Source organism: Streptoalloteichus tenebrarius (assembly GCF_024171885.1).
Taxonomy (GTDB): domain Bacteria; phylum Actinomycetota; class Actinomycetes; order Mycobacteriales; family Pseudonocardiaceae; genus Streptoalloteichus; species Streptoalloteichus tenebrarius.
Genome location: NZ_JAMTCP010000026.1, coordinates 52,804 through 67,387, shown reverse-complemented (window position 1 = coordinate 67,387; position 14,584 = coordinate 52,804). Strand labels below are relative to the sequence as shown.

Sequence of the window (14,584 nt, the reverse complement as noted above, 5' to 3'; positions counted from 1 at the left end):
GAGTCCTTCATGAACGGCGCTGACGGCGCGGCGGGGGCCGCGGTGTCCACCGAGGCCGTCGAGCCCCGCGCGGACCGGCCCGGCGGTGCGGACGGGTCGGGTGGACCGGCCGGATCCGCCGGATCGGCCGGATCGGACACCGTGGACACCGCCGTGTTCGACGAGCTGACCCGCCAGCGGGCCAGGGAGATCGTCGCGCGGTACCCGAGGTCGCGGTCGGCGCTGCTGCCGATGCTGCACCTCGTGCAGTCGGTGGAGGGCCACGTCAGCCAGGCCGGCGTCGCCTTCTGCGCCGAGCAGCTCGACCTGTCCTTCGCCGAGGTCAGCGCCGTGGCCACCTTCTACACGATGTACAAGCGGCGGCCGTGCGGCGAGCACCTGGTGAGCGTCTGCACGAACACGCTGTGCGCGGTGCTGGGCGGCGACGCGATCTACCGCAGGCTGGCCACCTACCTCGGCACCGACGGGCGCCCGCTGGGCCACGAGGAGACCTCGGGCGAGCCGGGCGCCCCCGGCTCGATCACGCTGGAGCACGCCGAGTGCCTGGCCGCGTGCGACCTCGCGCCCGTGCTCCAGGTCAACTACGAGTTCTTCGACAACCAGACGCCGGAGTCCGCGCTGGAGCTGGTCAAGGAGCTCCAGGCAGGGCGGCGGCCCCACCCGACCAGGGGCGCGCCGCTGACCGACTTCCGGCAGGCCGAGCTCCAGCTCGCCGGGTTCTTCGAGGGTCGGGAGTCCGACGTGGACGGCCCGTCGGCCGCCCCGGAAACCGTGCGGGGCGCGCGGATCGCCAACGAGCGGCAGTGGACGGCGCCGCCGATGCCGGACGAGGCGCCCATGCCCGAGCTGCCCGAGAAGAAGGAGAGGGGGCAGGCGTGACGAACTCCCCGAACGCCCGGGGCGGCCGGACCAGCCCGTTGACGCCGGTGCTCACCCGGCGCTGGCTGTCCCCGCGCTCCTGGACGCTGCGCACGTACGAGCAGCTTGAGGGCTACGTCGCGCTGCGCAGGGCGCTCCAGGTCCACCCGGACCAGCTCATCCAGCTCGTCAAGGACGCGGGTCTGCGCGGCAGGGGCGGCGCCGGCTTCCCGACCGGGATGAAGTGGGGCTTCATTCCGCAGAACGACGGCAAGCCGCACTACCTCGTGGTCAACGCCGACGAGGGCGAGCCGGGCACGTGCAAGGACGTGCCGCTGATGATGGCCGACCCGCACTCGCTGATCGAGGGCATCGTCATCGCGTCCTACGCGATCAGGGCGAACTTCGCCGCGATCTACGTGCGGGGCGAGGTCCTGCACTGCGTCCGCCGGTTGCACGCCGCCGTGCGCGAGGCGTACGAGGCGGGCTACCTGGGCAGGAACATCCTCGGCTCGGGCTTCGACCTCGACGTCGTCGTCCACGCCGGAGCCGGGGCCTACATCTGCGGCGAGGAGACGGCGCTGCTGGACTCGCTGGAGGGCAAGCGCGGCCAGCCCCGGCTCAAGCCGCCGTTCCCGGCGACCGAGGGCCTCTACGCCTCGCCCACCGTCGTCAACAACGTCGAGACCATCGCCAGCGTCCCCTACATCGTGCTCGGCGGCTCCGCCTGGTTCCGCGCGATGGGCACCGAGAAGTCGCCGGGCCCGAAGATCTACTCGATCTCCGGGCACGTGGAGCGGCCGGGGCAGTACGAGGCCCCGATGGGCACCACGCTGCGGGAGCTGCTGGAGCTGGCCGGGGGGATGAAGGGCGGGGTCCCGCTCAAGTTCTGGACCCCCGGCGGCTCGTCGACGCCGCTGTTCACCAAGGAGCACCTCGACGTTCCGCTGGACTTCGAGGGCGCGGCCGCCGCCGGATCGATGCTCGGCACCACCGCCGTCCAGGTCTTCAACGAGACCGTGTCCGTGCCGTGGGCCGTGATGAAGTGGACCGAGTTCTACAAGCACGAGTCCTGCGGCAAGTGCACCCCGTGCCGGGAGGGCACGTACTGGCTGGTGCAGATCCTGCGCCGCATGCTCGCGGGCGAGGGCACGCCGGCCGACGTCGAGACGATGCTCGACATCTGCGACAACATCCTCGGCCGGTCGTTCTGCGCACTGGGCGACGGCGCGACGAGCCCGATCACCAGCGCGATCAAGTACTTCCGGCACGAGTTCCTCGAACTGTGCGAGCGGAACCAGTCGGCACAGCGGCAGGCGAGCGAGTCGGCACTGGCGGGAGCGCACTGATGACCGTTGCCCCGGAGAAGTCCCAGCAGGACACCCCTCCGCCCCCCGTGCCCGAGGGGCACGTCCGCCTCACGATCGACGGGGTCGAGGTGGTCGCGCCCAAGGGCGAGCTGCTGATCCGCACGGCGGAGCGGCTGGGCGTGGTGATCCCCCGGTTCTGCGACCACCCGCTGCTCGACCCGGCCGGCGCCTGCCGGCAGTGCCTGGTCGAGGTGGAGATGGGCGGCCGCCCGATGCCCAAGCCGCAGGCGTCGTGCACGATGACCGTGGCCGAGGGCATGGTCGTGCGCACCCAGCACACCTCGCCGGTGGCGGACAAGGCCCAGCAGGGTGTGATGGAGCTGCTGCTCATCAACCACCCGCTGGACTGCCCGATCTGCGACAAGGGCGGCGAGTGCCCGCTCCAGAACCAGGCGCTCAAGCACGGCCGCGCCGACTCGCGGTTCGTGGACCGCAAGCGCACCTTCCCCAAGCCGATCGCGGTCACCGCGCAGGTCCTGCTGGACCGGGAGCGGTGCGTGCTGTGCCAGCGCTGCACCCGCTTCGCCTCCCAGGTCGCGGGGGACCGGTTCCTCGACCTGCTGGAGCGCGGCGCCGACCAGCAGGTCGGCACGGCGGGGACGGCCGAGATCGAGGGCGCCGGCGGCTCGGAGGAGCAGAGCTACTTCTCCGGCAACACCATCCAGATCTGCCCGGTGGGCGCGCTCACCAGCGCGGCCTACCGGTTCCGCGCCCGTCCCTTCGACCTCATGTCGACGCCGAGCGTCTGCGAGCACTGCGCCTCCGGCTGCGCCCAGCGGACGGACTGGCGTCGCGGCAGGGTGATGCGGCGCCTCGCCGGCGAGGACCCGGCGGTGAACGAGGAGTGGAACTGCGACAAGGGCCGCTTCGCCTTCACCTACGCGACGGCGGCGGACCGGCTCACCCGCCCCCTGGTCCGGGACGAGCGGACCGGCGAGCTGCGGCCGGCGTCGTGGACCGAGGCGCTGGCGGTGGCCGCGAAGGGGCTGCTGGCGGCGCGGGACGACGGGCGCGGCGCTGGCGTGCTGGCCGGCGGCCGGCTGACCGTCGAGGACGCCTACGCCTACGCGAAGTTCGCCAGGGTCGCCCTGGGCACGCACGACGTCGACTTCCGGGCCCGGCCGCACTCGGACGAGGAGCTGGAGTTCCTGGCCTCGACCGTGGTCGGCTCCTCGCCGGACACCGGCGGCGTGACCTACGCCGACCTGGAGGCCGCGCCGGCCGTGCTGTGCGTGGCCTTCGAGCCGGAGGAGGAGTCGCCCATCGTCTTCCTGCGGCTGCGCAAGGCGGCCCGCAAGCGGGGGACCAGGGTGTTCCACATCGGACAGTGGTCCACCCCCGCCGTGGAGAAGACGGCGACCAGGTTGGGGCCGGACCGCCAGCCGCTCGGGGGCCTGCTCGTGTGCGCACCCGGCGCGGAGGCGTCCGTGGTCGACGCGCTGGTCTCCCACCCCGAGGGCGCGGACGTCGCCGAGGCGTTGCGGCTGCCCGGCGCGGTGGTGCTGGTCGGCGAGCGGGCCGCCGAGGTGCCCGGCCTCCTGTCGGCCGTGGTGCGGCTCGGCGAGGCCACCGGCGCCCGGCTCGCGTGGGTGCCGCGCCGCGCCGGCGAGCGGGGCGCGCTGGAGGCCGGCGCCGTCCCGACGCTGCTGCCGGGCGGACGCCCGGTCGTCGACGCGGAGGCCAGGGCCGAGGTCGAGGCCGCGTGGGGCCTGCCGGCCGGCGCGCTGCCCGACCGGCCGGGACGCGACACCGACGCCATCCTGGCGGCCGCCGCCTCCGGGGAGCTGTCCGCCCTGGTGGTGGGCGGGGTGGACCCCGACGACCTCGCCGACCCGGCGTTGGCCGACCGCGCGTTGCGCGAGGTGGGCTTCCTGGTGAGCCTGGAGCTGCGGGCCAGCGCGGTCACCGCGCACGCCGACGTGGTCCTCCCGGTCGCGCCCGCCGTCGAGAAGTCCGGGGCCTACCTCAACTGGGAGGGCCGGCGCCGGGACTTCCGCACCACGCTGGAGGGCACCGGCGCGGTGCCGGACTGCCGCGTGCTCGACACGCTCGCCGTGGAGATGGACGCCGACCTGTTCACCCAGACCCCGCAGGCCGCGGCCGCCGACATGGCCCGGCTCGGCGTCGGCGACGCGCCCCACCGGGCGCGGCCCGAGCCGCCGCGCCGCGAGCCGGGGCCGGCCCCGCGTCCCGCGGACGGCCAGGTCGTGCTCGCGACCTGGCGGCGGCTCCTGGACAACGGCTCGCTCCAGGACGGCGAACCCCACCTGGCCCGCACCGCCCGACCCGTCGCGGCCCGGCTGTCGGCGGCCACCGCCGAGCGGCTCGGCGTGATCTTCGGTCGGCCGGTCACCGTGGCCACCGACCGGGGTTTGGTGACGGTGCCCGCCGAGCCGGCCGACCTACCCGACGACGTGGTGTGGCTGCCGGCCAACTCCGGCCCCGCCACCGTCCGCCGCCTGCTGGGCGGGCACGGCACGCCGGTGACGGTGACGCCGGCCGCCGACGCCGGCGAGCCCGCCGCGGCCGGCGCGACCACCGGAGGTGAGGCATGAGGACGCTGGTCCACGCGGGACCCCCGCTCGCGCAGGGGCCGCGCAACCCGGTCCCCGAGCTGCTCGCGGACGACCCGCTCTGGCTGATCATCGTGAAGGTCGTCGCGATCTTCGCGCTGCTGGTCCTGCTGACCCTGTTCATGATCTGGTTCGAGCGCAGGGTCGTCGCCAGGATGCAGCACAGGATCGGCCCGAACCGGGTGGGTCCGGCCGGTCTGCTCCAGTCGCTGGCCGACGGGCTCAAGCTCGCGTTCAAGGAGGACATCCGGCCGGTCCTCGCCGACAGGTGGGTGTACTTCCTGGCCCCGGTGATCTCCACGATCCCGGCGTTCCTGGCCTTCTCGGTGATCCCGCTCGGCCCGGAGGTGTCGATCTTCGGCGAGCGGACCGCGCTCCAGCTCGCCGACCTGCCGGTGGGCGTGCTGGTGGTGCTGGCCTGCTCGTCCATGGGCGTCTACGGCGTGGTGCTCGCCGGGTGGTCCTCCGGCTCGCCCTACCCGCTGCTCGGCTCGCTGCGCTCGGCCGCGCAGGTCATCTCCTACGAGATCGCGATGGGCCTGTCGTTCGTGGCGGTCATCCTCTACTCGGGGACGCTGTCCACCTCGGGCATCGTGGCGGCGCAGGCCGACAGGTGGTTCGCCTGGCTCCTGCCGGTCAGCTTCGTCATCTACGTGATCGCCATGGTCGGCGAGACCAACCGCGCGCCGTTCGACCTGCCGGAGGCCGAGTCCGAGCTGGTCGGCGGGTTCCACACCGAGTACTCGTCGCTGAAGTTCGCGCTGTTCTTCCTCTCCGAGTACATCAACATGGTCACGGTCTCCGCGCTGGCCACGACCCTGTTCCTCGGCGGGTGGCACGCGCCGTGGCCGCTGTCGGCGGTCGGCGACGGGGTGCTCAACACCGGCTGGTGGCCGCTGCTGTGGTTCCTCGGCAAGACGCTGCTGTTCCTGTTCGTCTTCGTCTGGCTGCGGGGCACCCTGCCCCGGCTGCGTTACGACCAGTTCATGCGGCTGGGCTGGAAGGTCCTGGTCCCGGTCAGCCTGCTGTGGATCCTCGCCGTGACCACGATCCGGGTGCTGCGCAACACCCAGGGCATCACCAGCCAGCAGATCCTGGTGATCGGCGGCATCGTGCTCGCGGTGCTCCTGCTGGTGGTCTTCCTCATCCCGGACCGGCCGGCGCCGCGCGAGGACGAGGTGCCGCTGGCCGGCAGCGACTACCCGCTGCCCCCGCTGGACCTCCAGGTGCCCAAGGCGCCCCCGCGCCGGCGGTCCGTGCCGGTCGCGCGGCTGCCGGTCGCCGAGAGGGCGGCCGTGACCGCTCCCGCGAACGCGGGCGCCACCCGCGACGACGCCAACCCCGCGAAGGAGGACGGCGATGGGACTGCTTGATCCGCTGAAGGGCTTCGGCGTCACCTTCTCGACGATGTTCAAGAAGGTGGTGACCGAGGAGTACCCGGAGGTCAAGAAGGTCACCGCGCCGAGGTACCACGGCCGGCACCAGCTCAACCGGCATCCGGACGGGCTGGAGAAGTGCGTCGGCTGCGAGCTGTGCGCGTGGGCCTGCCCGGCGGACGCGATCTACGTCGAGGGCGGCGACAACACCGAGGACGAGCGGTACTCGCCCGGTGAGCGGTACGGCAGGGTCTACCAGATCAACTACCTGCGGTGCATCGGCTGCGGCCTGTGCGTCGAGGCCTGCCCGACGCGGTCGCTGACCATGACCAACGAGTACGAGCTGGCCGACGACGACCGGCAGAACCTCATCTACACCAAGGAGCAGCTCCTCGCGCCGCTGCTGCCCGGCATGGAGCAGCCGCCGCACCCGATGCGACTGGGCTCGGACGAGCAGGACTACTACGTGAAGGGACCGGAGCTGGCCCGGCGGGCCGGGCAGACGTTCACCAACGGCCCCGGGGACGGGGAGGGCGCGCAGTGACCGCCGGACTGACCCTCGCGCAGGCCGCGGCCGACACCGTCGGCACCGGCGAGGCCGTCGCGTTCTGGGTGCTCGGACCGCTGGCCGTGGCCGGCGGGCTGGGCATGATCTTCGCCAGGAACGCGGTGCACTCGGCGTTGTGGCTGGTGCTGAGCATGCTCTGCCTCGGCGTGCTGTACATGGTGCAGCAGGCGCCGTTCCTCGGCTTCGTGCAGATCATCGTCTACACCGGCGCGGTCATGATGCTGTTCCTGTTCGTGCTCATGCTCGTGGGCAGGGACAGCTCGGACTCGGTCGTCGAGGTGCTGCGGGGCCAGCGCCTGGCCGCGGGGCTGCTCGGCGTCGGGTTCGCCGCGCTGCTGGCGGCGGGGCTGGCCAGGGCCCTGGTCGAGGTCCAGCCGGCCGGTCTGGCCCAGGCCAACGCCGGCAACGGCAACGTGGTGAACCTGGGGCGGTCGATCTTCACCGACTACCTGTTCCCGTTCGAGCTGACCTCGGCGCTGTTGATCACCGCGGCCATCGGCACCATGGTGCTGGCCTTCGTGGGCCGGCAGCGGGGCGCGCGGCGGACCCAGCGCGAGCTGGTCGAGGCACGGGTGCGCGGCGAGCACGCCCGTCCCTCGCCGCTGCCGGGTCCCGGCGTGTTCGCCACCGCCAGCTCGGTCGCGGTGCCGGCGTTGCTCCCGGACGGCTCGGTCGCGCCGGAGTCGCTGTCGGAGATCATCGAGTCGACCTCGCGCCGGCGGCTGGAGGCCGACCTCGCCGAGGTCGCCGACGAGCTGCCCGGACCGGACGCGCGCGCGTTGGCCCCGCACGGGCCGGGGGGCCGGGGCGCGACCGCCGCGACCGGCGACACCCCCGAGAGCGCCGAGACCGGCACGGCCGGCGAGGTCACGGGCGACGCCGGGGCCTCCGGGGAAGCCGGGGACGTCTCCGCCTCGGGTGAGCCGGGCGAGCCGGGCGGGTCGCAGTCGGGAGCCGAGGAGCGAGCCGACGAGGAGTCGGCCGCAGGGGAGCGGGGCGCCGAGAAGGCGGAGAAGGCCGAGGAGGCGGAGGAGGCGGAGGAGCCGCCCTCGGCCGATCCGCCGCCGGGGCACACCGGCAACGGGCAGACCGTCCACAGTGGAGCCGAGTCCGACCGGTCGTCGGCCCAGCCCTCCGGGGAGGTCTCGCGGTGACCCCGACCCACTACCTGCTGCTGTCGGCGTTGCTGTTCACCATCGGCGCGGTCGGCGTGCTCGTCCGGCGCAACGCGATCGTGGTGTTCATGTGCGTCGAGCTGATGCTCAACGCGGTGAACCTGACGCTCGTCACCTTCGCGAGGATCAACGGCTCGCTCGACGGCCAGGTCATGGCGTTCTTCGTGATGGTGGTCGCGGCCGCCGAGGTGGTGGTCGGCCTCGCGATCATCATGGCGATCTTCCGGACCCGTCGCTCGACCTCGGTCGACGACGCCAACCTGCTGAAGTACTAGAGGGGCGCACGTGACGAGGACGGGAATGATCCTGGCCGACGGTCCGGCGACCGCCGTCGCCGAGGTCGGCGCGGCCACCGGCGTCGCCCAGTTCGCCTGGCTGTTGGTCGCGCTGCCGGCGTTCGGCGCGGCGGTGCTGCTGCTCGGCGGCCGACGCACGAACGCGTGGGGCCACCTGCTCGGCTGCCTCACGGTGATCGCGGCGTTCGGGTACGGGCTGGTGTTGTTCCTGGACAGCACGGGTCTTCCCTCGGCGGAGCGGGTGCGGGAGCTGCACCTGTTCTCCTGGATCCCGGTCGAGGCGCTCCAGGTGGACTTCGGCCTGCGGCTGGACCCGCTGTCGCTGGTGTTCGTCCTGCTGATCACCGGTGTCGGCGCGGCGATCCACGTCTACTCGATCGGCTACATGGCCGGCGACGCCGACCGCAGGAAGTTCTTCGCCTACCTCAACCTGTTCGTCGCGGCGATGCTGGTGCTGGTCCTCGGGAACAGCTTCGTGACGCTGTACCTGGGCTGGGAGGGCGTCGGCCTCGCCTCGTACCTGCTGATCGCGTTCTGGCACCACCGGCCGGAGGCGGCGACCGCGGCCAAGAAGGCGTTCGTGATGAACCGGGTCGGCGACGTCGGCCTGGCCATCGCGATCTTCATGATGTTCCGCACCCTCGGCACGACCCAGTACACCGAGGTCTTCGCCAGGGCCGGCGAGTTCTCCTCCGGCGAGCTGCTGGCGATCACGCTGCTGCTGTTGCTCGGCGCGTGCGGCAAGTCCGGCCAGTTCCCGCTCCAGGCGTGGTTGCCCGACGCCATGGCCGGCCCCACCCCGGTCTCCGCGCTGATCCACGCGGCGACCATGGTCACCGCCGGCGTCTACCTGGTCGCCAGGGCCAACCCGCTCTACGACCTCAGCCCCGACGGCCGGCTGGTGGTCACCGCGATCGGCGCGTTCACGTTGCTCATCGGCTGCGTCATCGGCTGCGCCTACGACGATTTCAAGAAGGTGCTGGCCTACTCGACCGTGAGCCAGATCGGCTACATGATCCTGGCCGTCGGCCTCGGCTCGTTCGGCTACGCGCTGGGCATCATGCACCTGCTGACCCACGGCTTCTTCAAGGCGGGGCTGTTCCTCGGGGCCGGCTCGGTGATGCACGGCATGAACGACGAGGGCGACATCCGGCGGATGGGCGGCCTGTGGCGGCACATGCCGATCACCTTCGTCACGTGGGGCCTCGGCTACCTGGCGCTGGTCGGCTTCCCCGGGCTGTCCGGCTTCTTCTCCAAGGACGCCATCATCGAGGCGGCCTTCGGTCAGGAGGGCTGGCGCGGCTGGGTGTTCGGCGGCGCGGCCCTGCTCGGCGCGGGGCTGACCGCCTTCTACATGACCCGGTTGCTGCTGATGGTGTTCTTCGGCGAGAAGCGCTGGGAGCGGCTGAAGTCCGCCGACGGCAGGGACTACCACCCGCACGAGTCGCCGGCGGTGATGACCGTCCCGATGATCCTGCTGGCGGTCGGCTCGGTCGGGGCCGGCGTGTTCCTCGCCTCCGGCGACCGGCTCGCCACCTGGCTGACGCCGTCGCTGGGCGCGTTGGACAAGGCGGAGCACGGCGTGCTGCCCCACGCGTTGGTGCCGGTGCTCACGGTCGCGTTGTCCGCCCTCGGCGCGCTGGTCGCGTGGCTGGTGGTCGGCCGGAGGCCGGTCCCGGTCGAGCGCCCCCGGCGGGTGTCCCTCCCGGTGCGGGCCGCGCGCGCCGACCTGTACGGCAACGCGCTCAACGAGGCGTTGGTCGCCAGGCCGGGCGTCTGGCTGAGCAGGGCCCTGGTCTACGTCGACAACAAGGGCGTGGACGGGCTGGTCAACGGGCTCGCCGCGCTGCTGGGCGGGACCTCGGGGCGGCTGCGCCGGTTGCAGACGGGTTTCGTGCGCTCCTACGCGCTGAGCATGCTGGGAGGTTCGGTCCTGGTGATCGCGGCGCTGATGGTGGTGAGGTTCGCGTGAACGGCCTGGGCACGGCCTCCCTGGCGGCGCTCATGGCGCTGCCCCTGCTGGGTGGCGTCGTGGTGGCGTTGCTGCGGGACAACGAACGGTTGGCGAAGTCGGTCGCGCTGGGCTTCTCGCTGGTGGAGCTGGCGCTGGCCGCCGTCCTCTGGGCGGGCTACGACCCCGACGGCGCCCGGTTGCAGATGACCAGCTCGGTGGACTGGATCGCGGCGGTCGGGGCGCACCTGTCGTTCGGCGTGGACGGCGTCGCGCTGGTGATGATCGCGGTCGTCGCCCTGCTCGGGCCGGTCGTGGTCGGCGCGGCGTGGCGGGAGAGCCTGCCGGCCGGCCGCACCCAGGGTGGCTTCCTGTCGCTGATCCTGGTGCAGCAGGGGCTGATGGTCGGCGTCTTCGCCGCCACCGACGTCTTCCTGTTCTACGTGCTCTTCGAGATCATGCTGATCCCGATGTACTTCCTGATCGGCGGCTACGGCGGGGCCCGCAGGCAGTACGCGGCGGTGAAGTTCTTCCTGTACTCGTTCCTGGGCGGCCTGCTCATGCTGGCCTCCGCCATCGGCGCGTACGTCTACGCCGCCGGCCGGCTGGGCCACGGGACCTTCGACTGGGCCACCCTGGTCGGGGTGGTGCGGGACGCGCCGCTGTCCACCCAGGTCTGGCTGTTCCTCGGCTTCTTCGCGGCCTTCGCGATCAAGGCGCCGCTGGTCCCGGTGCACACCTGGCTGCCGGACGCCGCGGCCGAGGCGCCGATCGTGGTGTCGGTGATCCTGGTCGGCGTGCTGGACAAGGTCGGCATGTTCGGCTTCCTGCGCTACCTCCTGCCGATGTTCCCGCAGGCCAGCCAGGAGCTCGCGCCGCTGGTGCTGGTGCTGGCCGTGGTGGGTGTCCTCTACGGCTCGGTGCTCGCGACCGGCCAGCGCGACATGAAGCGGTTCATCGCCTACGTGTCGATCGCGCACTTCGGGTTCATGGCGCTGGGCGTGTTCGCGTTCAGCACCCAGTCCCAGGTCGGCGCGGTCACGTACATGGTCAACCACAGCGTGGCCACCGGCATGCTGCTCCTGGTGATCGGCATGGTGATCGCGCGCGGCGGGTCGACGCGGATCGGGGACTACGGCGGCATGGCCCGGCTGACCCCGCTGCTCGGCGGTCTCTTCCTGGTGGCGGGGCTGTCCACGCTGTCCCTGCCCGGCACCAACTCCTTCGTCAGCGAGTTCCTGGTGCTGCTGGGTTCCTACCCGCGCGAGCCGGTCTACACGGTGCTGGCGGCCCTGGGCATGATCCTGGCCGCGGTCTACGTGCTCTGGCTGTACCAGCGGGTGTTCCACGGGCCGGTGCGGGGCGACGCGCTGCTCGGCGCGGCCGCCGGCCCCGGCGCGGTGGGCGACCCGGCCAGGGCGAAGGTGCCCGACCTGTCCGCCCGCGAGCTGGCCGTGCTCGCCCCGCTCGTGGTGCTGGTGCTGGGGCTCGGCATCTACCCGAAGCCGGTGCTCGACGTGGTCACCCCGTCGGTCTCGGCCACGATGACCGAGGTCGGCCTGGCGGACCCGGTCGCGCAGGGAGGCAAGTGAGGTGAGCGCACTGAGCGTGACGGTGTCCCACACGGTGTCCCAGGCGGTGTCGGGCGGGGTGGCTGACGCGGTGTCCGGCGCGCCCTGGGCGGTGCTCGCCCAGGGCTCGGTGCCGGCGCCCGAGGTCGACTACGGCGCGATCGGCGCGATGCTGGTGGTGTTCGCCGGCGCCTGCCTCGGCGTGCTGGTGGAGGCGTTCTTCCCCCGGCACGTGCGGTGGTCGTCGCAGGTCGTGCTGTCGTTGCTGACGATCGGCGCGGCCGGCGTCACCTTCGGGTGGTACGTGGGCAGGTCGACCGACCCGGTCACCACGCTGTCGGGGACCATCGCGATCGACCGGCCCACGTTGTTCCTGTGGGGCACGTTGCTGGCCCTCGCGCTGGGTGCGGTGCTGTTGATCGCGGACCGGTCGGTCGAGCCGGGGGGCTCCTTCGTCGGCCACACCGCCGTCGCGCGGGGCGGCGTCCGGGAGGGCGTCGGGGACGGGGCGGCGCCCGGCGGGATGCGGACCGAGATCTTCCCGCTCACGCTGTTCGCCCTCGGCGGGATGATGGTCTTCTGCGCGGCCAACGACCTGCTGACGATGTTCGTCGCGCTTGAGGTGCTGAGCCTGCCGCTGTACCTGATGTGCGGGCTCGCGCGGCGCCGCCGGCTGCTCTCCCAGGAGGCGGCGGTCAAGTACTTCCTGCTCGGCGCGTTCGCGTCGGCGTTCTTCCTGTACGGCCTCGCCCTGCTGTACGGCTACGCGTCGTCGGTGAAGCTGTCGGCCATCGCCGAGGCCACGGCCGGCAACGACCGCTCGGACACCCTGCTCTACGTGGGCCTGGGGCTGCTCGTGGTCGGCCTGCTGTTCAAGGGGTCGGTCGGCCCGTTCCACACCTGGACGCCCGACGTCTACCAGGGCGCGCCGACCCCGGTGACGGCCTTCATGGCCGCCTGCACCAAGGTCGCCGCCTTCGGCGGGATCGTGCGGGTGCTCAACGTCGCGTTCAAGGCGAGTAGCTGGGAGTGGCGGGGCGTGCTGTGGGCCGTGGCCATCGTCTCGATGGTCGTCGGCGCGGTGCTCGGCCTCACCCAGACCGACATCAAGCGGATGATCGCCTACTCGTCGGTGGCGCACGCCGGGTTCCTGCTCGTCGGCTCGATCGCGCTGACCGAGCAGGGCCGGTCCGGCACGCTGTTCTACCTGCTGGCCTACGGATTCACCACGCTGGCCGCCTTCGGCGTCATCAGCCTCGTGCGCGCCGGTGACGGCGAGGCGACCCACCTGTCGCAGTGGGCCGGGCTGGCCAAGCGGTCGCCGCTGACCGCCCTGGTGTTCACGTTCCTGCTGCTCGCGCTCGCCGGGATCCCGCTCACCAGCGGCTTCGTCGGCAAGTTCGTGGTGTTCACCGCCGCGGTCGAGGACGGGATGGCGCCCCTGGTCGTGGTGGCCGTCCTGGCGAGCGCGGTCGCCGCGTTCTTCTACCTCCGCGTCGTCGTGCTCATGTACTTCAGCGAGCCGGCGAGCGACGGGCCGACCGTGACGGTGCCCGGAGTTTTCACCACCGTGGCCATCACCCTCGGCGTCCTGGTTACGCTGCTGCTGGGTGTGTACCCCGCGGTCGCCCTCGACTGGGCCGGCCCCGGGCTCGCATTCGCCCCGTGACAGCGGCGATGAGGGCGACGGAGACGTGACGACGAGTACATCAACGGGGGGCGGGCACAACAACGCCCGCATGGACCTGGCCGACCCCGCCCTGGCCGACGGGGTGCGGGCCGGGCTGGACCGCGTGGAGGCGCTGCTGCACTCCGTGGTGCAGCACGACTTCGGCCTGCTCACCGAGGCGTCGCTGCACCTGGTCGACGCGGGCGGCAAGCGGTTCCGCGCGTTGTTCACGCTGTTGTCCGCGCACTTCGGCGACCCGACGCGGGACGACGTGATCAAGGCGGCGGCGGTCATCGAGCTGACGCACCTGGCCACGCTCTACCACGACGACGTGATGGACGAGGCCACCATGCGCCGGGGGGCGGCCAGCGCGAACGCGCGCTGGGGCAACACCGTCGCCATCCTCACCGGCGACTTCCTGTTCGCGCACGCCTCCCGGCTGGGCGCCGACCTCGGCACCGAGGCGGGGCGGCTGCTCGCCGAGACGTTCTCGCAGCTCGTCACCGGTCAGCTCAGGGAGACCGTGGGACCGGCCGACGGTGACGACCCGGTGCGGCACTACCTCACGGTGGTGGCGGAGAAGACCGGGTCGCTGATCGCGACCTGCGGCAGGTTCGGCGGGATGTTCGCCGGCGCGGCCCCGGAGCACGTCGCGGCGCTGGAGCGGTTCGGCGACGTCATCGGCACCGCCTTCCAGATCTCCGACGACGTCATCGACATCGCCTCGCCGGCGACGGAGTCGGGCAAGACGCCCGGCACCGACCTGCGGGAGGGCGTGCTCACGCTGCCCATGCTGTACGCGTTGGAGGAGGAGGGGCCGCGCGGTGACCGGCTGCGGGAGCTGCTCGCCGCGCCGATCACCGAGGACGCGCTGGTGACCGAGGCCCTCGACCTGCTCAGGGCGTCCACCGGGCTGGAGCGGGCGCGGGAGACCCTGGCCGGGTACGCCGACCGGGGCCGCGCCGAGCTGTCGGTGCTGCCCGCCTGCCCGGCGCGCGACGCGCTGGAGTCGTTGACCGACTACATGGTGGCCAGGACGCACTGACGGCGTCTCCCGGCCCGGCCCTCCGGTCGTGGCCGGGCCGGTCCTCCTGACGCCGGGCCCGGCCCCGTCGGCTGACGCCGCCGTGCCGGCCGCACCCCGTTCGCGCCCCGGCGCCCGGCCGGGGGCCACCCA

10 protein-coding genes and 1 pseudogene are annotated in these 14,584 nt (G+C 72.6%); all 11 read left to right on the top strand.

All coding sequences use genetic code 11. The annotated features are described in order from the left end of the window. Window positions 1–9 precede the first annotated feature (9 nt). The 11 genes and pseudogenes from nuoE (at window position 10) to LX15_RS20550 (ending at window position 14,452) form a co-directional block, all read left to right on the top strand. Entirely contained in the window at window positions 10–879 is an 870-nt protein-coding gene (gene nuoE / locus LX15_RS20600) for an NADH-quinone oxidoreductase subunit NuoE (RefSeq protein WP_253671250.1), read from the top strand. After that, the gene (gene nuoF, locus LX15_RS20595) at window positions 876–2,207 is read left to right on the top strand and encodes an NADH-quinone oxidoreductase subunit NuoF (RefSeq protein WP_253671249.1); all 1,332 of its coding nucleotides are present in this window, start codon (window positions 876–878) and stop codon (window positions 2,205–2,207) included. Before nuoE ends, nuoF begins: the two co-directional genes overlap by 4 nt. After that, a complete protein-coding gene (locus LX15_RS20590) occupies window positions 2,207–4,783 on the top strand; it encodes an NADH-quinone oxidoreductase subunit G (protein ID WP_253671248.1) in 2,577 nt (858 codons plus the stop codon). Before nuoF ends, LX15_RS20590 begins: the two co-directional genes overlap by 1 nt. After that, the gene (gene nuoH / locus LX15_RS20585) at window positions 4,780–6,174 is read left to right on the top strand and encodes an NADH-quinone oxidoreductase subunit NuoH (protein WP_253671247.1); all 1,395 of its coding nucleotides are present in this window, start codon (window positions 4,780–4,782) and stop codon (window positions 6,172–6,174) included. The genes LX15_RS20590 and nuoH overlap by 4 nt, the downstream gene beginning before the upstream one ends. Beyond that, complete coding sequence (gene nuoI, locus LX15_RS20580) at window positions 6,161–6,721, top strand: NADH-quinone oxidoreductase subunit NuoI (RefSeq protein WP_253671246.1); 561 nt, start codon at window positions 6,161–6,163, stop codon at window positions 6,719–6,721. Before nuoH ends, nuoI begins: the two co-directional genes overlap by 14 nt. Next, window positions 6,718–7,527, top strand: a pseudogene (locus LX15_RS20575) (NADH-quinone oxidoreductase subunit J); the annotation flags it as partial. The gene nuoI and the pseudogene LX15_RS20575, both read left to right, overlap by 4 nt. Before the next feature lie 368 nt (window positions 7,528–7,895). Next, window positions 7,896–8,195, top strand: a complete 300-nt coding sequence (gene nuoK, locus LX15_RS20570) for an NADH-quinone oxidoreductase subunit NuoK (RefSeq protein WP_253671245.1) — start codon at window positions 7,896–7,898, stop codon at window positions 8,193–8,195. Window positions 8,196–8,220: 25 nt separating this feature from the next. Then, window positions 8,221–10,188, top strand: coding sequence for an NADH-quinone oxidoreductase subunit L (gene nuoL / locus LX15_RS20565; RefSeq protein ID WP_253671280.1), 1,968 nt, complete (start codon window positions 8,221–8,223; stop codon window positions 10,186–10,188). Then, window positions 10,185–11,759 (top strand): NADH-quinone oxidoreductase subunit M, encoded by a 1,575-nt coding sequence (locus LX15_RS20560; protein WP_308213495.1) that lies wholly within the window; start codon window positions 10,185–10,187, stop codon window positions 11,757–11,759. The genes nuoL and LX15_RS20560 overlap by 4 nt, the downstream gene beginning before the upstream one ends. A gap of 148 nt (window positions 11,760–11,907) precedes the next feature. Next, window positions 11,908–13,407 carry an NADH-quinone oxidoreductase subunit NuoN gene (gene nuoN, locus LX15_RS20555; protein WP_253671278.1) on the top strand — a complete coding sequence of 500 codons (1,500 nt, stop codon included), beginning with the start codon at window positions 11,908–11,910 and terminating at the stop codon, window positions 13,405–13,407. Between the two features lie 70 nt (window positions 13,408–13,477). Further along, a complete protein-coding gene (locus tag LX15_RS20550; protein ID WP_253671277.1) occupies window positions 13,478–14,452 on the top strand; it encodes a polyprenyl synthetase family protein in 975 nt (324 codons plus the stop codon). The last annotated feature ends 132 nt before the right edge of the window (window positions 14,453–14,584 follow it).